The following is a 23,319-nucleotide window of genomic DNA, read 5'->3' on the forward strand; positions in this document are numbered from 1 at the left end:
ATGTGGCACGCGGGTCAGAAGGAAAATCAATGTTCGACACGAAGAAAGTAGAACTGGAGTGGGGCGGAAAGACCCTCACTCTGGAAACCGGGCGTATCGCCCGTCAGGCCGACGGCGCCGTGCTGGCGACCTATGGCGAGACCGTGGTGCTGTGCGCCGTGACCGCCGCCAAGAGCGTCAAGGAGGGGCAGGACTTCTTCCCCCTGACCGTTCACTACCAGGAAAAATTCTCCGCTGCGGGCCGTATCCCGGGTGGCTTCTTCAAGCGCGAAGGCCGCGCCACGGAGAAGGAGACGCTGACCTCGCGCCTGATCGACCGCCCGGTGCGGCCGCTCTTCCCGGAAGGCTTCTACAACGAGATCAACGTGATCTGCCAGGTCCTCTCCTATGACGGCGAGACCGAGCCCGATATCGTCGCGATGATCGCCGCTTCGGCTGCGCTGACCATTTCGGGCGTGCCGTTCATGGGCCCGATCGGTGCCGCGCGCGTCGGTTTCCGCAATGGCGAGTACGAGCTGAACCCGTCGCTTTCCAGCGCACTGGACGACGAAGGTCGCCTCGACCTGGTTGTCGCCGCCACGCAGGACGCGGTGATGATGGTCGAATCCGAAGCCAAGGAGCTGACCGAAGAGGAAATGCTCGGCGCGGTGATGTTCGCGCACGAGGAAAGCCGCAAGGTTATCGGCGCGATCATCGATCTGGCCGAGCAGGCCGCGAAGGATCCGTGGGAAGTCGCCACCAGTGACGGCAACGAGGACATGAAGTCCTCGATCAAGGCGATGATCGGCGACGACATCGCGAAGGCTTATAAGCTGACCGACAAGTCCGCCCGTTCGGACGCGCTGAACGAAGCGCGCGAGAAAGTGAAGGCGCATTATTCCAGCGAGGAATTCGACGGCCAGCAGCGCATGACCGCGATCAAGCTTACCAAGAAGCTGGAAGCTGAAATCGTGCGCGGTGCCATCCTGAAGGACGGCCAGCGCATTGACGGCCGCAAGCTCGACCAGGTTCGCCCGATCGAGGCGATGGTCGGCCTGCTGCCGCGGACCCACGGTTCGGCGCTGTTCACGCGCGGTGAGACGCAGGCGATCTGCACCACCACGCTGGGCACCAAGGATGCCGAGCAGATGATCGACGGGCTGGAGGGTCTCTCCTATTCGCCCTTCATGCTGCACTATAACTTCCCGCCCTATTCGGTCGGCGAAGTGGGTCGCTTCGGCTTCACCAGCCGCCGCGAGACCGGCCACGGCAAGCTCGCATGGCGCGCGCTGCACCCGGTGCTGCCCGATCACGAGGATTTCCCCTACACCATCCGCATCCTGTCCGACATCACCGAGTCCAACGGCTCGAGCTCGATGGCGACCGTATGCGGCGGTTGTCTGTCGATGATGGATGCGGGCGTTCCGATCGAGCGCCCGGTTTCCGGCATCGCGATGGGCCTGATCCTCGAAGGCGACGACTTCGCCGTCCTGTCGGACATTCTGGGTGACGAAGATCACTTGGGCGACATGGACTTCAAGGTCGCGGGTTCGGAGAAGGGCATCACTTCCCTCCAGATGGACATCAAGGTCGCCGGCATCACGCAGGAGATCATGAAGACCGCGCTGGAGCAGGCGAAGTCCGGCCGCGCGCACATTCTGGGCGAAATGACCAAGGCGCTCAGCACGTCGCGCACCGGCGTCAGCAAGCACGCTCCGCGTATCGAGACGATGCAGATCGACAAGTCGAAGATCCGCGACGTCATCGGCACGGGCGGCAAGGTGATCCGCGAGATCGTCGCCGAAACAGGTGCGAAGGTCGACATCGATGACGAGGGCGTGATCAAGATCAGCTCCTCCAACGCCGACGAGATCGAAGCCGCCAAGAAGTGGATCGAAGGCATCGTCGAAGAAGCGGAAGTCGGCAAGATCTACACCGGCAAGGTCGTCAACATCGTCGATTTCGGTGCGTTCGTGAACTTCATGGGTGGCAAGGACGGCCTCGTCCACGTGTCCGAAATGAAGAACGAGCGGGTCGAGAAACCGACCGATGTCGTCTCCGAAGGCCAGGAAGTGAAGGTCAAGGTCCTCGAGATCGACAACCGTGGCAAGGTCCGCTTGTCGATGCGCGTCGTTGACCAGGAAACCGGCGAAGAGCTGGAGGACACGCGTCCTCCGCGCGAGCCGCGTGGTGATCGTGGGGACCGTGGACCGCGTGGCGGTGGCGATCGTCGCCGCGGCGGTGGCCGCGGACGTGGTGGCGACCGTGGCCCCCGTGGCGAAGGCGACGGTTCCAGTGGCGGTGGCGAAGCCCACGTTCCCGACTTCCTGAAGGACTGATCCAGCCTTCAGCCTGAATGAAAACGGCCGCGGAGATTGCTCTTCGCGGCCGTTTTTCTTTGCTGAGGGAGCGCTATCGTCAGGCGTTCCGTACGCGCATCGCCCCCAGATAATCACGCTTTCCGATCTCGACGCCCTTCATGCGAAGGATGTCGTAAGCTGTCGCGGCGTGGAAATAGAGGTTGGGGGTCGAGAAGCTGAGCAGGAAATCCTGCACTGTGAAGTCGAGGCGGAACTTGTCGCCAATGGAGAACACCATCTCGTTGTCGGCCAGCGCCTCCAATTCGTCTTCACCGATTGCCTCGCATGCCGAGCGCGCATCGAGGATCATCTTCCGCAACTCGTCAATCGAGCCTGGCGGTGGTGTCATTTCCGGCGAGAACCGTCCATGACGCACGCCCTCGATCGCCATTGCGGTATGCGTCCAGCAGCTCTTGAACTGGTAATTCAGGGGCAGCATGTCGTCTATGAGTCGGCTTTGCAGAAGGCTCGTTTCCCCGTCGTTGGCACGCGCGAAATCTTCCGCTTTGTCGAGCAGTCCTTCGACGGCACCGAGCGTCTGGCACCAATTGGGGATGATCGCGGCGTCAAGGGACAGGGCCATAGAGCTACTCCTCTTGTTTCAGGCAAGTGATAGAGAAAGGGCCCGCCGATCGGAACCGGCGAGCCCTGGAAAAAGACCGCGTCGCGCTTCAGCGGACCCGTGGGCCGCCGAAGGGAAGGGGCGGAGGGGGACGGCGCGCACCGCGCGGCAATTGCGCCTGGAACGCCCGCCCACAGTGCTCGACGCAATAGGGGAAACCCGGGTTCACGGGTTCGCCGCAAAAATGGAAATCGGGCTCGCCGGGGTGACCCATCGGCCAGCGGCAGATCTTGTCGTTGAGATCGAGCAGGCTGGTCTTGTCCGCCACTTCCGAAGATGGCTTTGCGGGGACGAGGCGACGCGGCGGGGCGGGCGGAATCGGCGCCTGCTGGTCGCCCGGACCCTGGCGCAAGAAGCCGCCCGGGCCGACCGACACGATCTTCGGCGCGTTTTGCCCCGCATTTGGCATCGGCTGCGATGGCGTCTCCTTCGCGTCGGAGCGAGCGGAAATGGGGGCGGGAGCAGGGGTCGGCGCGGGCGCGGGCGCGGGGGCGGCTTTCGGAGCCGGTTTGGGCGCTGGCGCAGCGGGCGTCGGTTTCTTGGGCGCGGGTTTTTCGTTCGCCTTCACCGGCGATGGGCGCGCCTTCAGCCCCATGCGATGGGCTTTCCCGATCACCGCATTGCGCGATACGCCGCCCAGTTTCTCCGCGATCTGGCTGGCGGTAGCGCCGTCTTCCCACATCTTCTTCAGGGTCGCGGTACGTTCGTCGGTCCAGCTCATGCAAAATCCATAGTCTCGGGAGATAAAAAGGTCGGCTCGGTCAACCGATATGGGGTGCGGCACACAACTTGCCAGCCCCGGAACGCTCGCCTAACGCGCGGACCATGGCGGATCAAGCGCAGACAATCGACCCAGCGAGCCTTACCCAAGCCGGGGAAAGTTCGCCGCACCGCTTTCATCCGCAAGGAGAGCCGGTCATCACCGGTATCAACCGGATCGGTTTGTGGAGCCTGTACCTGAAAGAGGTACGCCGTTTCATGAAGGTGCAGACGCAGACGATCTGGGCGCCGGCGGTCACCACCCTGCTGTTTCTGGTGATTTTCAGCCTTGCGCTCGGACGCGCGGACCGGACGGTATTCGGCGTACCGTTCACGAGCTTCCTTGCGCCCGGCCTGATCGTTATGGGCATGATGCAGAACGCGTTCGCCAATTCCGGGTTCAGCCTGCTTTCCGGCAAGATTCAGGGAACGATCATCGACGTCCTGATGCCGCCGCTCTCTACCGGGGAATTGATGACCGGAATTCTGGGCGCGGCGGTGACCCGCTCGGTCATGGTCGGCTGCGCGGTGGCTCTCGCAGTAATTCTATGGCCCGGCGTTTCGCTGACGGTGGCGGCCCCGTGGGCCATCGTCTGGTTCGGCTTGATGGGCGCGCTGATGCTCGCGCTGCTCGGCTTGGTAACTTCGATCTGGGCGGAAAAGTTCGATCACAACGCCGCTGTGACGAATTTCGTGATCGCGCCGCTCAGTCTTCTTTCGGGCACGTTCTACACGATCGACAATCTCCACGGCGCATTTCAGGCGATCAGCCGCGTCAACCCGTTCTTCTACACCATCTCCGGGTTTCGGTACGGCTTTCTGGGTGAGAGCGACATTGGGGCGGGTGCTGGCGCCGTGTGGCAGGCCGCTTTGGGCTTGGGTGTGCTGAACGCGATCTTCTGCTGGCTGGTCTATCGCCTGCTAAAATCGGGCTGGAAGCTGAAGGACTGACGCTGCAAGCGCGCTATAATCAGTGTGTCAGGGAGCGATGCATGCGATAACGGCCATCGCTGAACGCTTCGAACAGCTGGGGCACGTCCGGGTGGTCGATCGGCCCGTGCTCGGCATCACCGATGAGGTTTTGCTGGCTCACATAGGCGACGTAGGAACTGTCCTCGTTCTCCGCAAAGATATGGTAGAACGGCTGATCGCGCCGCGGTCGCATGGTTTCGGGAATGGATTCGTACCACTCCTCGCTGTTGGCGAAGACCGGGTCGATATCGAAGATAACCCCACGGAAATCGAACATGCGGTGGCGGACGACTTCGCCGATACCGAAGCGTGCCTCGGCCAGACGTGGCATGGTAATTTCTTGCGCCATGATTTAAATATCAGGGCACATAGGCGGTAAATCAAGCCCCGCTTTGCCGTGGGTTGACAGCTTCTGCGACCCTTCCTTTGGCCAAGACGCACCACCCGCTCATTTTCGATCATACGCGGCTTGGCATGGCGCCATTCTTCCGTTAAGCGCGCACCTCCTCGCGAAGGGCGGCATGCGTCGACCGCCGTCCTCACGAATCGCGGAGAGGTGCCGGAGTGGTCGAACGGGGCAGTCTCGAAAACTGTTGAGCCCTTACGGGTTCCGAGGGTTCGAATCCCTCCCTCTCCGCCAACATCCTTTGAATTTCCTTGAAAAAATCCAAGGAATGCCCTCGGTTCCCATAACCGCTCCCCGATAGTGCGCTTGCTTGCGGGCGAATGCCGCCACACATGGATGGACAACATTTCCCATCGGCTGGTAGTTGATCCTTAGGAAAGCTGTCGCTATATCGCTCACATCATCCTAGCGGGGTTAACTCGTTAGACAGGCCGGGGCGCAAGCCTCGGCCTTTGTCGTTTGGGGGCAGCATGGATCGGCGCGTTATCGTCTATATCGACGGCTTCAACCTCTACCATGCAATCGACAATCTACGTCAGCCGCACCTCAAATGGGTGGATTTGCGCTCGCTGTCCCAGTCCCTTCTGAGGAAGGGCGAGGTGCTCAAGGCTGTTAAGTATTTCTCGGCACATGCGACTTGGAAGTCCGATGCCGTTGCTCGGCACTACGCTTATGTCGCCGCCCTCAAAGCGCGGGGCTGCGAGGTAATCCTTGGTCAATTCAAGGGAAAGCCGCGCAAGTGCAACGCTTGCGGCACAAAGTGGATGGCACATGAGGAAAAAGAAACCGACGTGCAGATTGCTGCGCACATGGTTTCAGATGCGCTTCGTGGCGAGACTGACCGGCTAGTGTTGATTAGCGCCGACACGGACCTATCACCTCCGATCAAGATGATCGCTGCCCATGCCCCTCGATGCGAGGTGTTTGTGGCAGCACCGCCCAAGCGCCATGCACTTTGTCGCGCCCTTGGCCCCAAGTTGGAGCTTTCGGCTGCTAGGATCGCCAAGAATTTGTTGCCTGCATCCATCCAGACGGGACCGGCAAAGACTGTTCACCGACCGACGCAATACGATCCACCAAATTCTTGACCTGCCAGATTCGCTCAATCGGCGCGCACCTCAACATTTCTCAACTAGGGCGCGGCATTCGTCCGCAATGCCATTCGGGCAGCCATGCCGGTGCCAGCCATGGAGGCAGTAAAAAACTACACACCGAACGCGACAAATCGCGGCTGGAAATGGTGGAATTGTGCGGGTTTCGGAAGGTGGCAGCTTCTCAATCAAAAATGACTTGCTGCCAAAATGTGACCCGGATTTGATTGGCTCCGCTGGATTATCGCTGAAATGCTGGGCTTTCCGCGTAGCCGGTGACACATTTCGCCCCAATCAGATTCAATTCACCGCTGGCGGACTTGGGGGACAGGATGGCCATTCGATCTTGGCTGCAAAAGATGGTTGGGGGCCAAGGCGCGGCGCAATCGGAGAAACCAACAGCCGCCGCCGATTCTCCCAACGGCAGACCTAATAGGGATGACGCAATCGCTTATGCGGTGAGCCTGTCCGGCCTCGTGAATGACCGACCCGGCTCGCTTGCATTCTATCAAGCCACCTTTGCCGATCACCCCAGCCGGTTCGTCACCTATGACGATCTTCGCAAGCAAGGCGATTTGCTGGACAGGGCATCGCTCAAAGCGTTGGGCCTCCGCGCCAATGTGAAGCTGTCCGCGCAGTTTCTGGCGACCTTGAATGAGCTGGGCCGCGCCGATCCACTTGGAGCGGCTAGCGTCATCGGGCTTGCCGTATCGACCGCCCTCTGCACCCTGCGCGATCTTGCCAAGATGCAGGCGGCTGGAATGGATAGCGCCAAGTTGCTCGCATCGAACCTGGCGGCTGGCCCGTGCGACTCTGCCGCGAAACTGGACGGGCAGATTATGCCGATTGGCGATTGCCCAATTTTGCCGCTCAGGGGATGCTCCCATCCGGGGCAGTGTGCTTGTCTTTATCAGGCGCGATTCACTCTTTTGGACGACCTCTAGCCGCCTTCCCGCACCAGCCGGGCAACCGCCCTCAAATATCGCACCTCCTCCAGCTTATTGGCTGAATAGCCGCCATGCTTGCGGGCATTCTGATTGCCCTTAGGCGCGCCAGGATTCGTCCCGCCGTGCATCCTGCACCGCTTCCGCCCCTTTACGGCTGGGGATTGGCACGCCGTTCCCTTGCGCGTCATGGCCAAGCAGCGCGGGGCCGCTGCCAGCAATTCCGGCTCCATGGCATTGATCCTCATTTTTCGTTGGTCCTCCCCCCTGATTGAGGTTCTCGGCAATTACCGCCTGCCCGCCCCGGTTATCGACGTGGACATGCTTCACCACCTGTTCGCCGCCCCGGCGCATCCGGGACAGCGTCTCCATTTGCCGTTGAGAGGTGCCAAGCAGCTTCGTGGCGAGGTTTCCGAATGTCTGCGCGGTCGGCACCCATTCCGCCGATCCAAGTTGGCTCAGCGCCCGTATTGCCGCGTCATGGGTGCAATACATCTGCACCAGCAACAGCGCCTCCGCCTGATCCTGGGGCTTCATGCTCTCGATGAATGACAGCGCCGCATTGTAGCGCGCTTCATTGTCCGCCCCGACCGAGCCGAGATATTTGAGCAGTTCGTTAGCGCGCGCGTTCACCGGATCAATCGAATTGGCCGAAAAGGTTTCGTATAATTTGAGCAGCGCCAGCATTTCGCTCTTGCCCACCGGGGCAATGCTCCATCCGCCAGCGGGCTTACGGGTCAGTTTCACTTTGGCCGGATCGCCGCGCTTGCGATAAGCGCGGATTAGCCGCAACAATTCGACCCGCTCGTCCTTGTCGAGCTTTTCCCAATCGGGAACATCCTTCGCCAGAATACGATTGGCCTCGTCCTCGTTATCCGTATCGGGAAACGGGATCGTCACAGACCGCTCTTGCGGCTGGCCACTAGCCTTGCCCTTGCGCGCCGGTTCCTTGCGTTTCGCCTTGCTCGTAACAGTCATAATTCCCGCACCTTCAAATTTTGATCCTCGCCAGCATTCACCCGCACCACACCACCACCTCACCCCCTATAAAGGGGGTGGTGGTGTGGGCAGGTTCGTCACGGGTCCGCGCCCGCACCTTCCCCACCTTCCGCACCACACGTTGCAAGGTGCGGACGGGAGCCAATTTCGCTGGCGTCCACCGGCTTGCCGACGATCACGAAAGGCACGTCCCGGCCATTGACCGCGCGATGCTCCACAGCCAGCGCGCCGTTGCGCTTCCACGTCCGGATGATGGCCTTGATGCGCCCCTTGTCCGTTTCGGCGGACAGGCCGGCCACGTTGGCGACAAGATGGCCAACCCAATCCTTGGCCTGCACGCTCTCCCGCCAGTCACCAGCCGCAAGCCGTTGCTGGACGGTGTATAGGTGCCACGTTGTCAGGCCATGGAACACGTCCGGCTTTTCCCAGAGCGTGGCCACACCGACAAAATCGGATGGCTCCAGCCCTTCACCATTGTCGAGGCTTTGGCTCTCCAGCTTGATCCATGTGGCAGCATCGGGAGGCGCGCGATTGGCCTTGCCGGTGTCGATACGCACCAGCGAGCGGCGTAATGCCGGGTCCGCAATGCCCAGCTCCTTGGCTTCCTTGTCGCCCATCGGATTGAGCGGGAGCACGACGCGGGCGGCATCGCGCAAGGCAACCGCGCCGCGCCCGTCCTCTGCCGTCACCTCGCGCCCGCCCAGCTTGCGCGTGTGGTGCACCAGGACGATGGCAGAGCCGGTTTCCTGAGCCAGCCGCTTCCACCGCTTCGTGATGGCGTCGATCGCCTCATTGGAGCTTTCCCGCACCGCGTGGCTCGACACGAATGGATCGACGATCACCGTAGCGATGCCGCGGTCGCTGATCGTGGCGGCGAGCTGGTCCGAACGTCGGCACACTTCGCCTGGGCGGAGTCGATGTCAACGATGACGATTTCGTGCTCGTCCACCGGGCTATGTCTCGCGCGTCCGAGCACTCCGGACACGACCAAGCCGCGGGTCGGCAATTAGACACGCCAACTAAAGCACAAATGCGGGCGGACTTGGACGAGCTCACTAGCTTCAGGACGGCGAAGTCGAAATCTAACAGGCAGGCGGAGGACCGCCGCAAGTCGCTCGCCGCTGCGCCGCCGAAGGCGGCGGTAGGCTGACGCGACAACGACCGCGAATTTTATGCTGCGCACGGCATCTCGGAGCACCCAGCCTCGGTTTGCTGCAACAATGGATGCGCTATCAAAGCAGAGGTAGCTGAGAACCGTGCTCGATGGCAGGATTGTTTGCATCTGAGTTTCGCGACGCGAAGTTTTCTATATTTAGGTCCGTTTTCACCACGGTAGAGTTGAAGTTGCCAGCTGGCTACCGACCCAGCATTTGCCGGTCAGCAAAGCGCCCCAATTCCGGCCGTTTGAACTGATCATACAATCGCCCAAAAGCAGCTGATTAGCGTCAATTTAGCAATAGATTTGCCGCCGCCGTTCGGCTAGGCCATCTTCAGCTCGAATTGGAGACAGCGACCCTACCCTGCTCCAAGACCGGACCGCATTGCCGGTCGGCCTAGCTCAGCCACAAGCAGCTAGGATCGTATCAGATGAGCAACGACAAGACCCCCTGTATCGTTTATTTTCGGAGCCGTTACGCGGAGCGGCGAGCCGACCATTTCGCGAATGAGCAGCAAAGGGCTGCTCAGGACGCTCTCGATGCGCGAGGTTACGAAGTTGTCGGCGGATATGGTGACCCGGAATTTGCCGCGCCGTTTCTAGGCTTCATGGAACCGCGACCCGGTTGGCAACTGGCGTTGGACGCGGCTGCTCAGAGAGCCATCACCGACGACAGGTGCTCGCTGATCGTGCTGCGTTCGGATGGGATCGGCGACGGAGACCCGTTCCTACCCGACTGGAAGTTACTCCATGACTACGCCCGCCTCGATATTCGAGTGGCAGAATTCTCACTTCGCGGACATCCGACAGACACGCCCTTAACCTCAGCGCACCGGTATTTCGAGCGTTTCATTGACGCGGAACGGGAAAGGCAGACGGGCAGCATCATCGAACTCGGTCGGACGGACAGTCGTCACGAGATCGTCCTTCGCCGGGAGCCCATGCGGCAGGTGGTGCACGCATACTATGCCAACTACGACGAGACACCGTTGCATGTGCGGTGGCAGGCCTATCGCACCGATATAAATCGAAAGGTGCATTGGCCCCGCGCTATTGATTGGGAACGACTAACGATACCAGCGCGGTCCGCTTTACACCTCCACACCTTTGTCCAGGGCGATCCACAGCCTCAGATGAAATGGTGGCGCTTCAAAGTTGGCGAGAAGCGAGAAACGAGGGTGGGCAACGTCCTGCTATCGCCGCACAATCTGCTATCTCCCGGCGTAAGCGTGGATTGGTATCCTTTCGAACCAGAACCGTTGGGAAGCGATGACTTCAGGTGGGAGGACGCCCCAGCTATTGAGACGCGCCAATTAGCTTTCAGGAACTGGCGGAAAGACGAGTTGTCTCAATACGAGGCGATCTGTAATTCGCCCGAGGCCATGACATATCTTGGCGGCCAGCAGTCCTCGTCAGAGGTAGCAGACGATTTTGAATACTTTCGGGAGCTCGGCAGCGCCGGTCCCACCTACTGGGCTGTCGCGAACAGAACAGATAGTCGGTTGCTCGGCTTTTGCGGAGTGCTGAAAATCGAAGAAGATGACTGTCTTTTAGCGGGCTCATGGGAGATCGGTTGGCGATTTTCGCAAGTCGCGCAGGGGCAGGGGATCGCGCTTGAGGCGGCTCAAGCCATCCTGCATTCTGCCTTCTCGGAGTGGGATATCAGCGAGCTGGTATGCAGGATACATCGAGACAATCGAGCAAGCCGGCGACTAGCAGAAAGACTTGGGATGAGAATTGATCCGTCGCGGGTTGATGAGGGTCAAACCGACGGCGATACCTTGGTCGTCTACAGACTGAACGACGACGAATACTGGCGCCTAGGTCGCGGCCCGTCGTCCCTCGAGCTGATAGGGAGCGATCACGATTTGGTTCAGAAGGCAATCGACATAGTGGGGAGCCCTAAGGATGTTAGACGGTGACGGGAACCTGTATACTGCTTTATCGCAATTTTTTGCCAGCGTAGCTGATAATCGTCTTTGGGAAGAGCAGGAAACCGGCCATCGTTCGCTTCCTACCGCGGATTTAGCAGTCTTCTTCGAGATGGTGCGCGAACCGCTGCATGATGTTCGTGCGACAACTTTCACCAACCCTTGGGTGGTGGCTGGTCTTGGCCATGACGAGGTGCGGATATGTTCTGTCCTAGCATCGCTGTGGGATATAAACCGATATGGCACCGAAGCGGTATCTTTCTTGGCTAGGTTCCTTGATGCAAGCACCGAAAAGAGCGGGTTCGCTGTCGACCTTAACGAGGGTTATCGTATTCAGATAGAACATTGCCTTAATGGAGCAGTGAAAGATCGTATTGATATCACGATAGAGACGCGAACGGCAATCATTGGCATCGAGGTGAAAGTCTACGCGTCGGAGCGCGACAATCAATTATTCGACTATTCTGAGGCCATTACTCGACGCGCTGAGCTTATGCGCCGCAAGCATCATCAGGTTGTGTTCCTGTCTCCCTATTCTTCCAGGAATACGGATCACGATGTGCCTCACATATCATGGCGACAGTTATCTGACCTAGCAGCGATGTCTGATCACACGAATCGCTCGGGGTGGCTTATTAATCAATTCGGCGAATTTTGCCGCAAACTGGGGAATTAGAGGATGGCAGAGAACAATCTTGACGCTCTAATCGCGAAAAATATCGGCAATCTTGAGGCTTCAATCCGCCGTATCGAAGAAGAAATTGATCCGCGGATCAACGCAGCAGCGTGGGATGCGCTGAAAAGCGCGCTGAAAAATGAAGCTTTCTTTTTTGAAGATGGCGACGATCCCGATGAATCTTGGTTTGCACCGAGATCTTGGATTGTCAATGAAGACAGCGATCCTTGGTTTGAGCTTTCTGCGAGGGACGGCTCTCAATTGGACACTTGGCTCGCTTGTTACTGCGAACCGCGAAATGAAAGAGAAGCGATTGGCATCCAATGGTATTACAATAACCTTTATGTGCGCGATTACAAAGCCATTCTAGAAACTCACAAAGACGACCTGAAAAATATTGAGGCGGCTGGCTTCCGGCGTGACGGGAATGATATTTACCTCCCCATCGAGTTTGACCAAAATGCGATCGCGAAGGGTTTCGCCGAAGGCGACCTACGAGATGCGATGGCACCCATTTCAAGGGCGGTTGCCGCTCTAGGCGAGATAATGCAAAGCTTTCAGAATCTACGAGACGCAATGGTCGCGAAAGCTGGTTAGTGAGCTTCCGTCATATCTGACGGTTCGGAAATAGGCACTCATACTATTGGCGTCTACTGACTTCCGTCCGTTTCGCCCGCTAGGGTTAAAAAGTCGGTTTCGGCGATCCAGCGGCTGAATTTCGGCAACGGGTTTCATAGCGCCGATGCTTTTTGAAGTATCTCTGCGCCAAACGCATGGTCCATATTACGTTATTGCTAGAGCAAACTGATCGTGGAGTTTTTCAACAAAATTCGCCCCAATGTCGTTCATTCAAGGTCGCTCGTCGATCGCCCGATAGCAGATATGTTTGTCGATCGGATTGAGAGACCGACTTTAGGACTCTCTGCCGTTTCTAATTTGCCTGCACCGTCGGCATATTTTTGCTTGCGCAGGACGGCCCATTGAAACGAAAACGCCTCCATACCTTAAGCGGACAACTTCCTTTTGGACAATTTGCTATAGAACTCTGAAGTTTATATAAATATACTCAAGAATTGAAAGAATCAAAGTAAGTTCAGAATGTTTTTATATTTTGTAGGGTATTCGATAACATAGACCGTGCTTTTTCATAGAACACATGCTCTAAGCGGGGCGGCGGGGTCGGCAATCGAAGATAATTAAGCTGAGCAAGCGAAGCTGGCCTTAAGATGAAAATTCGAAGGCAGCCTGATCCGGTCAATCCCGATCGGTGATCATCTTGCGAAAGCTAATGAAATGTCAGAAAAAAATACGCCGCTGGCGCCGTGCGAACGGCTGCTCGCAATCCCCTTGCTCGAACTGAATGCTCATACGGTAGCGACGTGGCGGCTACCAGGCTTGCCCACTGGAACGTTGGATTTGCCCGAATGCCATCTCGTCATGACTGGGACCGCCGATCTCGATCGCTTCGATCTTGCTATGGTGAAGACCTGCGCTGACTTCAATCGCGACGTGCTGCTGATCCGAATGATGACTGGTGAGTATCCCGCCGAAGCCGACATCGTGCTTCGTTCGGTTGCTGAGCCGATGCTCCTGCCGAGATTGCGGCCGTGTCGTGTCGAAGGCTCACTCTGGTTCGTTCCACCAAGGCTTGGCCGCTGTGTCGAAGTTCAAGAGAGCGGTCTCGCCATTCACTGGAGCGCTCCGGCAACAGCGTGCGATATCGAGGCAGGATGTGAGCGAGCTGCTTCCGAGATCACCCGATTTCTCCAGGGGGTCACCTTCTGATGGCTACCGCGAAATCTAAGCCGCGCATCAAGAAAGCGCAGGGTGGCAAAAAGCCAAGCGACAAGGACCCATTGTCCTGGTTGTATCTGAATCCCCAACCGGTGACCGACGGAACGGCGTTCGGCGTGCTACGCAAGAGCTTTGGCGGTCGTGTGAATAGCGCTTACGAGTTCGGATGGCGAAAAGCTCACGTGGGACCAGACTTCACTGAACCGGATAAAGCGGACTGGACGCCGAACGTCGAGCGGGCGGAGATCGTCTTGCCTGTTAAGGCCGACGACCTTTTGTCCGACCCCGAAACGCTGCTCAGACAGGTCGATCAATACGCGGCTCCAAACGAAGCTGCTTTGCTGACTTATTTGACCTTGCCGTTGCAGGACTGCGAGCGAATACATGTGGCGTTCGAAATGGCGCGATCCTTTGCCCACCGCATCGCAAAGGAGCGCGAGCTGGCAACGCTGGTGATTTTGCATAGTCCGGGGGCAATCGGGACCGCGTATCCGCTGCACGCTCACCTGCTCATCGTGCCGCGGCGGATCAGTGGACTGGGCCTCCGGCATGGTCCTTTTGACCAGCCGCTGATCCGGGACGAGGGCCAAGAGGTCTTAAGGGAACTATGGGAAGACCACCGTAGTGGGGGAGGCAAGCCCTAGTCGCTGATCGGCAGCTCGGTTTCGGAGGCCCCAACGCTTTTCGGAACCGAGCGGCTGATGTTGATTGCTGGACCGCCGGCTGAGCAGTGGCATGCCCAAATTGGCCAGCGGCGCGAGCCAAAAAGGGGCGTGATAAATCTCATTATCCGAGGATTTAAATGCATCGGGGGAGAGGGACAACGTTGCGGCGAATGCTGATGATGCCCGCCGTTTAAAACCGGTGTTAAGAAATTAGGGGCATATCAGGAAAATAAACCTGCAAGGACATGAGGGTCGTGTTCTGCTCGATGAGATCGTGAATCTAAATTCAAGGTCGATTGCCAGCCGCTTACACTTGCTTCGTGACTGCAATTTCTCTGGCCGCGAATTCGAATGAAGCGCCGGACGCGCGCCGACGGCTACCGCCGATACGTTGATAAGGGATGGCTGAGGAATGGTCCTCGAATGAAAATCAGAAGGTAAATACAATGACGCAGGTCACCGCGATCGATCTCGAAGCTGGGGTGAAGAATGCGATCGAACACAATGCAGCGATGATGGGGCCGATGCTCGATACTATTAGATTCCGAGCGCTTTTGGCACCTGATAAAGACGACTACCGGGCCGTTAGAATTTTCCCTGGCGCTGTCGTGATTGAAGTTGATCTTATGGTCCAATGGGGCGTCAAACAGCGAGTAAGGTTGCCTTTGACAGCTTGCATCAATCAGATTGAGATCAATCTGGCTGAGGTTGGGAGGAGGCTTGAGCGAGTGCTGGCTAATCTCGATGAACTGCTTGAGCACCGCGATTTAATCCAAGCCGAGGCAAACAAGCAGGTATCATTGGCTCGGCGTCAAGGCATCGGACTTAGGGTTACTGCGGTGGAGTTCGCTACGGTCGATCCTGAACGGGCGGATCGAATGGGCGAAATGGATATTCGTTACGAAGCAGCCGCCTGTGACATGCTCCGATCGTTTCGGGATACGCTCTCCGTTTCCTCAGTCAAGGAGACGAGTATCGAAATGAAAAGCTTGCGTGCTAAGCTTCTCCCCGCATCCGAAAAATTCAAGTTGGCCGATGCGAAGGGAGCGGTTGGCTTTATTGAAGCCAGAAGCCTGACGCAGTTGCAAGGCTTATCGAAAGACCTCGAAGCTGATTTGCGGGAAATTGCGCGATCACCAGAGGCTCAATGCGGGTCGCAAGACATGTTTTGCACGCGGTTCGAATGGATCGGCGGCACCGTATATTCTGAAGATTATCTACCCGACATTGGGGAAATTGATCCTATTTGCTCGTCGGTAAAATCTGCTGATCTGATGCTGGCTGAAGGTGATCTGGTTGCATTCACTGCTGACGGTCGACTGTTAAGCTGATTACGGGATCCCATGGATCTAGCTCACGGGGAAGCAACGAAGGCACATCGATCAAAGATAGCTTCGTGCTCTATTATCGGCCCTACTGGCACTGATCGCAGGAATCCAAAGGCGGACGTGCGCGCACGCGAAGCGCGATAGTGATTGGCGACGAGCCCCGGAAAGCAGTTCTACAAATAAGGTTGTATAATCTTCCCGAGCGGTATTATTTGGCTTGACGGACACGCATCAGCCACGGATAATCCCGATCAGGATGATGGATGCCGAGAAATTGGGTGCGGTGGTGCGCGCTGAACGAAAGGCTCAGGGGCTGCGCCAGGTCGAACTGGCCGCCGCCAGTGGGGTGGGGGTTCGCTTTCTTGCCGAACTGGAAGCGGGCAAGCCCACCGCTCAGATCGGGAAGGCACTTGCCGTCTTGGCGGCACTCGGCTGCCAGGTCGAGATCGTGCGGCCCGGAAGCGCCGAGGCGATCTGATGGTCGAGCCGCTGCGTGAATTGACGGTTTTTCTGCGCATAACGGTCGCCGGTCGACTCACTGTCGACCGTGCGGGGGCGATGGCGTTCCGCTACGATCCCGACTGGCTCGCCGATCCGCAGGCGCCGCCCCTGTTCCATTCCCTGCCCAAGACCGCCGAAGCGGCCGGTGACCGCCTCTGCAAGGCGGTGTTCGGCGGTCTACTGCCGGAGGAGGCCCAGCGCAGCGCGGTCGCCCGTGCGCTCGGCATCTCGCCCGACAACACGTTCCGCTTGCTGGAGCGATTGGGCGGGGATGTGGCTGGCGCGCTGTCCTTCCTGCCCCCCGGCGAGGAGTCGGCATCTGCCGCCGCTCCGACCCGGCCGCACGAACCGCTCGACGACGACGACCTGGCGGCGATCATGCTGCAGCTTCCGGTCACGCCGATGCTGGCAGGGGAGGGCGGGCTGCGCCTCAGCCTGGCGGGCGCGCAGGACAAGCTGCCGGTCGTGCTGGCGGGCGGTGCTATCGCTCTGCCCCATCCCGGCGAGCCGTCGACCCACCTCATCAAGCCCGAGCCGGCGCGTTTCCCCGGCCTTGCCGCCAACGAAGCCTTCTGCATCGCCCTGGCCCGCGCCTGCGGGCTTGCGGCAGTGCAGGCCGAGCGTCGGGTGGTGGTCGAACGCCCGTTCCTCCTCGTCGAGCGCTACGACCGCGAGACCACCAATGGCGCCACGCTGCGCCTGCATCAGGAGGATTTCGCCCAGAGCCTCGGCGTAGTGCCGAGCCGCAAATACGCGGCCGAAGGCGGGCCTGCATTCCGCGACGCCTTCGCTCTCGTGCGCAGCGCCACCACTCGCCCTGCACGCGAGGTTCTGCGCCTCCTGGACGCCGCGCTGTTCAATCTGGTGATCGGCAATGCCGACGCCCATGCGAAGAATTTCAGCCTTCTGCACCGGGACGGCAAGGCAGGGCGCGAGACCATCCTCGCCCCGCTCTACGATTTGGTCGCGACCTTCCGCTGGCCCGGTCTCGCCCCGCATCTCGCGATGCGATTCGGGGATGCGCGCCGCCTGGAAGAGGTCGACGGCGCGAGCTTTGAGCGCTTCGCGGACCAGGCGGGCGTCGGCGCGCCGTTCGTGCGCCGTCGGGCGGGCGAGATCGCGGAACTCGTGCTGGATCATGCCGAGCGTGTCGGCTCAGCCGACGATACCGAATTGCGCGATGCGCTCACCTCACGCGCTCAGACCCTGCGCCAGAAGGCCGGACGCTGATACGACCGGAATTGGCGTATCGGCAATCTAGCACGGCTTCTCTGAACGGAGAGACTTCGAATGCGCCACCATGCCGATGCCATACTGCACTCACCGAGCGACCTCGTGCGCTATCTCGGCTGCGCGCACGCCACCGCGCTCGACTTCATGCGTTTGACCCGGCCCGAAGATGCGCCCGAACGTAACCAGGAAAGCGATGCGATGGGCGCTCTCGTGCAGGAGGCCGGCCTCGCTCACGAGGAGGATTATCGCAACCGGCTTGCGGCGGAAGGCGGACTTGTCGAGATCCCGGCCGAGGGAAGTCTTCAGGAACGGGCGGCAACCACCATTGCGGCGATGTGGAAGGGCGCGCCCGCGATTTTCCAGGCCGCTTTCCTGCAGAGCCCCTGGCACGGCTTCGCCGATTTCCTCGTCCGGGTGGAGGAGCCGTCCGACCTCGGAAGCTGGTCCTACGAGCCGGTCGACACCAAGCTCGCCCGCTCGGCCAAGGCGAGCCATATCGTTCAGCTCGGCATCTATGCCCGGATGATCGGGACGATCCAGGGGAGGGCGCCCGCCCGGGTGCACGTCCAGCTCGGTTCCGGCGAACGGGCAAGCTTTCGCATGGCGGAGTTCGGTCACGTTCTGGATGCGGCGATCACGCGTTATCTGGCCTTCGTTGCCAACGGCGCTCGAGGCACAACGCCCGATCCGTGCGATGCCTGTTCGCTCTGCCCTTGGCTGGATCACTGCGAAGGGGTTTGGGAGGCAGAGGACCGCCTCACGCGCATCGCGGGGCTGTCCACGCCTCAGGCGGAGAGATTGCAGGCCGCCGGCATAGCGATCTTCGCCAATCTCAGCCCAGGTGACACGGTCGAGGTAACGCCCTTTTCCGAACCCGGCCGGACGATCGAAGCCCAGGTGATCGCGACCGACAACCGCGTGTCTCAGGAAAGTCGCGATTTCATCGTCCGCACCGCGATACCCAACGAAGACGATAAGTTGCGACCCGGAATGAGCTTCCGCGTGCAGTTCACCCGCAACGGCACGACCCGGCCGGCAATTCCCGAAGAGGCGATCGTGTGGGGCGGCGAAGGCTCGCACCTGTTCCTAGTCCGAGAGGGCAAGGCCGTGCGCGTGCCGGTCACCATCACCTCGCGGCGCGACGGGCGGGTGTTCGTCGACGGACGGGTGAGCCGCAACGACCGCGTGATCGTGGAAGGTGTTCAAAAGGTCCGCGACGGGCAGGACATTCGGCTCGTCCGCCGAGCGCGACAGCCCGAGCAAAATGTTCGCGTCGAGAACGCGCCAACCCGCGGCAGAGATGGAGACTAGGTCGGATCTGCCCATGCTCGCGGTCAAGCGGCCGCTGCTGATCGGCGTCCTCAACCTGCTCATCGTCATTGCGGGTGTTGCGGCGCTGATGGGTGTGGAGGTGCGCGAGCTTCCCAATGTGGACCGGCCGATCGTTTCGGTCACTGCCACACTGCCGGGAGCCGCGCCCGAGACGATGGATGCAGAGGTCACGAGCATCCTAGAAGACGCCGTGGCGCGGGTTTCGGGCGTGCGCCAGATCAGTTCCTCGAGCGAGGAGAACAATTCTCGCATCCGGGTCGAATTCAACCCCGGCGTCGATCTCGACACAGCGGCGACCGACGTGCGTGAGGCGGTCAGCCGCACCCAGCGTGATCTGCCCGAGCGGGTCGAGCAGGTCACCGTGGTGAAGGCGGACCAGGATGCGCAACCGATCATGACGCTGGCCGTGCTGAGCGATGCCTACGATCAGGCGGAGCTGACCCGGTTGGTCGACAACGATATCATTCCCGAATTGCTGACAGCCGACGGCGTCGCCAGCATCGAGCCGTTCGGCGCGCGGCAGCGGCAGATGCGCGTCGCGGTCGACCCGCTACGGCTCAACCGCTTCGGCCTCACCTTGACCGATGTCGCCGATGCGCTCGAGAACGCGCCGTTCGATGTGCCGGTCGGCTCGTTCCGTTCGGATGCGCAGAACCTGGTCGTGCGCGCCGATGCGAGTGCAACCGAGCCCGACCGAATAGAGAACGTGGTCATCTCGGGCAATGTGCGGGTGGGCGACGTCGCGCAGGCCGATTTCGCGCCTGCCAATGCGACCAACTTCGTGCGGCTGGACGGGCGGCCGATCATCGGGCTGGGGGTAGTGCGGCAGGCCAGTTCGAACACGATTCAGATTTCGGATTCGATCCGGCAGGCGATCGAGCGGGTCAACCGGCGGTTCGACAATGTCGAGGTGGAGGTCGTTTCCGACGATGCGGAGTTCATCCGCATTTCGGTCCGGGAAGTGCTGATCACTCTCGCCTTCACGATCCTTGTGGTCGTGGCGACCATGCTGATCTTCTTCCGCGCGTGGCGACCGACGATGATCCCGAGCACGACGATCCCCGTGGCGCTGGTCGGCGTGATCGCGGGCATCTGGCTTATGGGCTTTTCCATCAACCTGCTCACGCTGCTGGCGCTGGTCCTCGCAACCGGACTTATCGTCGACGACGCGATCGTGGTGCTGGAAAACTGCCAGCGGTTGCAGAACAAGGGGCTGGGCAAGCGCGCGGCGGCGGTCGTGGGCACACGGCAGGTGTTCTTTGCGGTCGTCGCGACCACCGCGGTGCTGGTCTCCGTGTTCGTGCCGATCAGCTTCCTGCCGTCCGAGACCGGGCGCCTTTTCCGTGAATTCGGCTTCGTGCTTGCGGTCGCGGTCATCCTGTCCAGCTTCGTCGCACTCTCGCTAGTGCCCGCGCTGGCGGCGAAGTTCGACCTTACCAGTAACGGCGAGGGCGATGGTCGCCTGTCCCGCTTCGGCAGCGCCGTGACTGACCGCTACGACCGCACCTTGAAGCGCGCGCTCGATGCACCGAGAGCTATGATCATCGGTTCCATCCTGGTGGCGGGGCTGGCCGGGTTTCTCTATACCCAGCTCGATAACGAACTGGTCCCTGACGAGGATCGCGGTGTGATAACTGTCGATGCGACAGGGCCGGACGGCGTCGGACTCGATTTCATGGATCGCGAACTCGACGAAGTGGAGGGGGTGCTCCAGCCCTATCTCGAGAGCGGTGAGATCGAGAGTACCTTCTCGATCGTTGGCCGCTACGATCCCAACCGCGTCCGCGTGACCGCCGAACTGGCAGACTGGGGCGATCGGGATCGCAGCCAGACCGAGATCGTGCAGGACCTCAACGACCCACTCGCCCAGATTCCCGGCTCGCGCACCAATGCCCGCGGACGCGGTACGCTCAGCTTCGGCGGCGGCGGCGGCGGGCTGGAGGTCGCGCTGACCGGTGCCGAATATAGCCGTATCTATGAGAGCGCCGATGCCCTCGCGACCGCGATCGACAGGCAGTCCGACATTCTATCCAACGCCGAGATTTCCTACCAGCCCACCCAGCCGCAGCTTTCCGTCCGGATCGACCGGCAACGGGCGTCGGACCTCGGCATCGATCTGAACGACCTGTCGCAGACGCTGCGGGCGATGGTCGGTGGGGAGGAACTGGTCGACCTCAACGTCGGCGACCAGGCCGTGCCGATCTTCCTCACTGCGCAGGCGGTCAGCGTGACAAACCCCAACGATCTGCGCAATCTCCACGTGCGTGGATCGGGCGGCGAGACCGGTGGGAACCGGCTGGTGCCGCTCTCGGCAGTGACCACTATCGTGGAGCAGGGGATCGCCGCCGAACTGGACCGCACCGAGCAGCGCCGTGCGATCGAGGTGAATGCCGATATCGAGGCGGGCACGCCCCTGCGCGACGCAGTCGACGAGATCGAGCGGCTGGCGCAAGAGACGGTGGCCGAAGACATCGACTTGCTGCTGCAGGGCGACGCCGAGAGTCTGGAGGAAAGCTCCAATGCCCTGCTTCTGACTTATGGCTTCGCGCTCGCGATCGTTTTCCTCGTTCTGGTTGCGCAGTTCGAAAGCCTGACCAGCGCGCTGGTCGTGCTACTGACGGTGCCCTTTGCCTTGGCAGCGGCCGTATTCGCCTTGTTCCTCTCGGGTGTGTCGCTCAACATCTATTCCCAGATCGGACTGGTGATGCTGATCGGGCTGATGGCCAAGAACGGCGTGCTGATCGTCGAGTTCGCCGATCAGTTGCGCCATCAGGGACGCAGCGTGCGCGAGGCGGTGGAGGAGGCCGCGGCCATCCGCCTGCGCCCGATCGCCATGACGCTAGTCTCTACGGTTATCGGCGCGGTGCCGCTGATCCTTGCGAGCGGTGCGGGCGCTGAAGCGCGGCAGTCGATCGGCTGGGTAATCTTCGGCGGGCTCGGCATCGCGGGCGTCTTCACGCTGTTTCTGACACCGGTGCTCTACCTTGTTATCGCCCGCTTCGGTCAGCCGCGCAGCGTCGACCTCGCCCAGTTGCACGAGGAGATCGACTCGCTGGATGAGGATATGACGGTGGCCCCCGCATGATCCGTGTCGGCATCTTTGTCGCGGCAGCCGGGGCTTTGTCGGCCTGCGCTTCCCTCGACCCCTATCCGGTCGATCGTCCCGTGACCGCGCCACCTGTCTACGCGGGAGACTTGCCGCCCAGCGGCGTGGCGGCGAACTGGTGGGAGGGGTTCGGCGACCCCGTGCTCGACACGCTGGTGCAGCAGGGGCTCGACGCCAATCTCGACATTGCCATCGCGCGCGATCGTCTGCGCGCAGCCGATGCACTGTTACAGGCGGAGCGGGCGGACCGAATGCCGCGCTTCGATGGAGCGGCCGACGCGACTATCGGCTTGGGCACAAGCGATAGCGATAGTGCGAGCGTGGGCCTGCTCGGCAGTTTCGATCCGGATATTTCGGGGCGCCTCGCAGCGGAGATCCGAGCCGCCGCCGCCGACTATGCGCAGGCCGAATACATCGTCGCCGACCAGCGCAGACTGGTGGCCGCCGCCATCGCCGCGCAGTATATCGAGTACCGCCGCACCGGCGCGCAGCTGGAGCTGCTCGCGCAGTCGACCGACTTGCAAGAGCGGACCTTGCGCATCGTCACGCTGCGGTTCGAGGCTGGGCTTGCGGCCAATCTCGATGTCCGGAGAGCCGCAGCAGACCTCGCGCAAACGCGCGCACGGCGGGGCCTGATCGAGATTGCGAGGGCGGGCGCGGCCAACCGGCTCGCGATCCTGCTGGGCCAGGCAGCAGGGCCGTTCGCTCCGCCCCCCGCTCCGGGCGAGAAGACCATTCCCGACTTTGCCGGTGGGCCTCCCGCGGGCACGCCTGCCGATCTGCTGCGCCGCCGGGCCGATGTGCTTGCCGCCGAAGCGGCGCTGCTGCGGGCCGCCGCCGGCGTCGGAATCGAACAAGCGGACTTGCGCCCCTCGCTGACAATCCCGGCCAGCGTGGCGCTCGGCGATGGCAGCATCGGCGGCATCTTGGACGAGTTCATCGCCAGCGTCGGAGCGGTGCTGGATCTGCCGCTTTTCGATGGTGGCCGTCGACGCGCTGAGGTTGCCGCCGCGGAAGCGGAAGCCGACGCCCGCTTCGGTGAATACCGGCTCACCTTTCTCGAGGCTCTGGGCGAGGTGGAGAACGCTCTGGTCGCGCTCGACGCAAACGGCCAGCGGATCAATGCACTGCGCGAGGCGATCGAGCAAAGCGAAGCCGCGCTCGAACAGTCCGACGCCCTTTACCGCGAAGGTCTAGCGACCTTGTTCGACGTCCTCGATGCGCAACGTCAACTGATCGCCAGCCGCCAATCGCTTATCGACAGCGAGGCTGCGCTTGCGACGGCGTTCGTGTCGTTTCACGCGGCCATCGGCGGGCCGGATGGTCAGCTTCCCTAGGGAAGGATATATGCAACCACCGCCCGCCTTTTTCGTCGAAATCACTGGACGAAGCACTTTGCCCTTCGAGTGACGCAAACAGTGGCGGGACCGCCGGTCACGAGTTCGGTGGGCAACGCTCGGCTGGC

Annotated in this window: 21 protein-coding genes and 1 tRNA gene; 16 read left to right on the forward strand and 6 right to left on the reverse strand. The window is 60.7% G+C overall.

Annotated elements, in window-relative coordinates:
* Window positions 1–29 precede the first annotated feature (29 nt).
* Window positions 30–2,318 carry a polyribonucleotide nucleotidyltransferase gene (gene pnp / locus MKP08_RS07485; RefSeq protein ID WP_241553284.1) on the forward strand — a complete coding sequence of 763 codons (2,289 nt, stop codon included), beginning with the start codon at window positions 30–32 and terminating at the stop codon, window positions 2,316–2,318.
* A 79-nt stretch (window positions 2,319–2,397) separates the two neighbouring features.
* Here pnp and MKP08_RS07490 read toward each other — a convergent pair whose 3' ends face one another.
* Both MKP08_RS07490 and MKP08_RS07495 read right to left on the reverse strand, forming a co-directional pair.
* Window positions 2,398–2,922 (reverse strand): DUF1993 family protein, encoded by a 525-nt coding sequence (locus MKP08_RS07490; RefSeq protein ID WP_241553285.1) that lies wholly within the window; start codon window positions 2,920–2,922, stop codon window positions 2,398–2,400.
* Between the two features lie 88 nt (window positions 2,923–3,010).
* A complete protein-coding gene (locus tag MKP08_RS07495; protein ID WP_215228725.1) occupies window positions 3,011–3,682 on the reverse strand; it encodes a GcrA family cell cycle regulator in 672 nt (223 codons plus the stop codon).
* Between the two features lie 104 nt (window positions 3,683–3,786).
* Between MKP08_RS07495 and MKP08_RS07500 the strand changes: the two genes are divergently transcribed.
* A complete protein-coding gene (locus tag MKP08_RS07500; RefSeq protein ID WP_241553288.1) occupies window positions 3,787–4,671 on the forward strand; it encodes an ABC transporter permease in 885 nt (294 codons plus the stop codon).
* Window positions 4,672–4,690: 19 nt separating this feature from the next.
* Here the strand turns inward: MKP08_RS07500 and hspQ are convergent, their stop codons facing one another.
* Window positions 4,691–5,041, reverse strand: coding sequence for a heat shock protein HspQ (gene hspQ / locus MKP08_RS07505; protein ID WP_215228723.1), 351 nt, complete (start codon window positions 5,039–5,041; stop codon window positions 4,691–4,693).
* Window positions 5,042–5,242: 201 nt separating this feature from the next.
* Here hspQ and MKP08_RS07510 point away from each other — a divergent pair.
* From MKP08_RS07510 to MKP08_RS07520, 3 genes are all read left to right on the forward strand, one after another.
* Window positions 5,243–5,332: transfer RNA gene (locus MKP08_RS07510), tRNA-Ser, on the forward strand.
* Between the two features lie 236 nt (window positions 5,333–5,568).
* Entirely contained in the window at window positions 5,569–6,186 is a 618-nt protein-coding gene (locus MKP08_RS07515; protein WP_241553297.1) for an NYN domain-containing protein, read from the forward strand.
* A gap of 335 nt (window positions 6,187–6,521) precedes the next feature.
* A complete protein-coding gene (locus MKP08_RS07520) occupies window positions 6,522–7,133 on the forward strand; it encodes a hypothetical protein (protein ID WP_241553298.1) in 612 nt (203 codons plus the stop codon).
* Here MKP08_RS07520 and MKP08_RS14405 read toward each other — a convergent pair.
* The 3 genes from MKP08_RS14405 to MKP08_RS07530 form a co-directional block, all read right to left on the reverse strand.
* Window positions 7,130–7,324: an HGGxSTG domain-containing protein gene (locus MKP08_RS14405; protein WP_373418076.1), complete on the reverse strand. Its 195-nt coding sequence runs from the start codon at window positions 7,322–7,324 to the stop codon at window positions 7,130–7,132. The two genes, MKP08_RS07520 and MKP08_RS14405, sit on opposite strands and share 4 nt — an antisense overlap.
* A complete protein-coding gene (locus MKP08_RS07525) occupies window positions 7,233–8,111 on the reverse strand; it encodes a hypothetical protein (RefSeq protein WP_241553299.1) in 879 nt (292 codons plus the stop codon). The genes MKP08_RS14405 and MKP08_RS07525 overlap by 92 nt, the downstream gene beginning before the upstream one ends.
* 98 nt (window positions 8,112–8,209) lie before the next feature.
* On the reverse strand, window positions 8,210–9,031 hold the full coding sequence (locus MKP08_RS07530) for an AAA family ATPase (protein WP_241553300.1): 822 nt from the start codon (window positions 9,029–9,031) through the stop codon (window positions 8,210–8,212).
* 688 nt (window positions 9,032–9,719) lie between these two features.
* Here MKP08_RS07530 and MKP08_RS07535 point away from each other — a divergent pair.
* The 11 genes from MKP08_RS07535 (at window position 9,720) to MKP08_RS07585 (ending at window position 23,191) form a co-directional block, all read left to right on the forward strand.
* Window positions 9,720–11,210, forward strand: coding sequence for a GNAT family N-acetyltransferase (locus tag MKP08_RS07535; RefSeq protein ID WP_241553301.1), 1,491 nt, complete (start codon window positions 9,720–9,722; stop codon window positions 11,208–11,210).
* On the forward strand, window positions 11,197–11,895 hold the full coding sequence (locus tag MKP08_RS07540) for a PD-(D/E)XK nuclease family protein (protein WP_241553302.1): 699 nt from the start codon (window positions 11,197–11,199) through the stop codon (window positions 11,893–11,895). Before MKP08_RS07535 ends, MKP08_RS07540 begins: the two co-directional genes overlap by 14 nt.
* A gap of 3 nt (window positions 11,896–11,898) precedes the next feature.
* Complete coding sequence (locus tag MKP08_RS07545; protein ID WP_241553303.1) at window positions 11,899–12,492, forward strand: hypothetical protein; 594 nt, start codon at window positions 11,899–11,901, stop codon at window positions 12,490–12,492.
* A gap of 696 nt (window positions 12,493–13,188) precedes the next feature.
* Window positions 13,189–13,680 (forward strand): hypothetical protein, encoded by a 492-nt coding sequence (locus MKP08_RS07550; RefSeq protein WP_241553304.1) that lies wholly within the window; start codon window positions 13,189–13,191, stop codon window positions 13,678–13,680.
* Complete coding sequence (locus tag MKP08_RS07555; RefSeq protein ID WP_241553305.1) at window positions 13,680–14,333, forward strand: hypothetical protein; 654 nt, start codon at window positions 13,680–13,682, stop codon at window positions 14,331–14,333. The genes MKP08_RS07550 and MKP08_RS07555 overlap by 1 nt, the downstream gene beginning before the upstream one ends.
* 467 nt (window positions 14,334–14,800) lie before the next feature.
* The gene (locus MKP08_RS07560) at window positions 14,801–15,685 is read left to right on the forward strand and encodes a hypothetical protein (RefSeq protein WP_241553306.1); all 885 of its coding nucleotides are present in this window, start codon (window positions 14,801–14,803) and stop codon (window positions 15,683–15,685) included.
* A gap of 253 nt (window positions 15,686–15,938) precedes the next feature.
* A complete protein-coding gene (locus MKP08_RS07565; protein WP_373418077.1) occupies window positions 15,939–16,160 on the forward strand; it encodes a helix-turn-helix domain-containing protein in 222 nt (73 codons plus the stop codon).
* Entirely contained in the window at window positions 16,160–17,413 is a 1,254-nt protein-coding gene (locus tag MKP08_RS07570) for a type II toxin-antitoxin system HipA family toxin (protein ID WP_241553307.1), read from the forward strand. Before MKP08_RS07565 ends, MKP08_RS07570 begins: the two co-directional genes overlap by 1 nt.
* Window positions 17,414–17,473: 60 nt before the next feature.
* Entirely contained in the window at window positions 17,474–18,727 is a 1,254-nt protein-coding gene (locus tag MKP08_RS07575; protein WP_241553308.1) for a TM0106 family RecB-like putative nuclease, read from the forward strand.
* 13 nt (window positions 18,728–18,740) lie between these two features.
* Window positions 18,741–21,833, forward strand: a complete 3,093-nt coding sequence (locus MKP08_RS07580; RefSeq protein ID WP_241553309.1) for an efflux RND transporter permease subunit — start codon at window positions 18,741–18,743, stop codon at window positions 21,831–21,833.
* On the forward strand, window positions 21,830–23,191 hold the full coding sequence (locus tag MKP08_RS07585) for an efflux transporter outer membrane subunit (RefSeq protein WP_241553310.1): 1,362 nt from the start codon (window positions 21,830–21,832) through the stop codon (window positions 23,189–23,191). The genes MKP08_RS07580 and MKP08_RS07585 overlap by 4 nt, the downstream gene beginning before the upstream one ends.
* The last annotated feature ends 128 nt before the right edge of the window (window positions 23,192–23,319 follow it).

Source organism: Erythrobacter sp. LQ02-29 (assembly GCF_022576075.2).
In the GTDB taxonomy this organism is placed as follows: domain Bacteria; phylum Pseudomonadota; class Alphaproteobacteria; order Sphingomonadales; family Sphingomonadaceae; genus Alteriqipengyuania.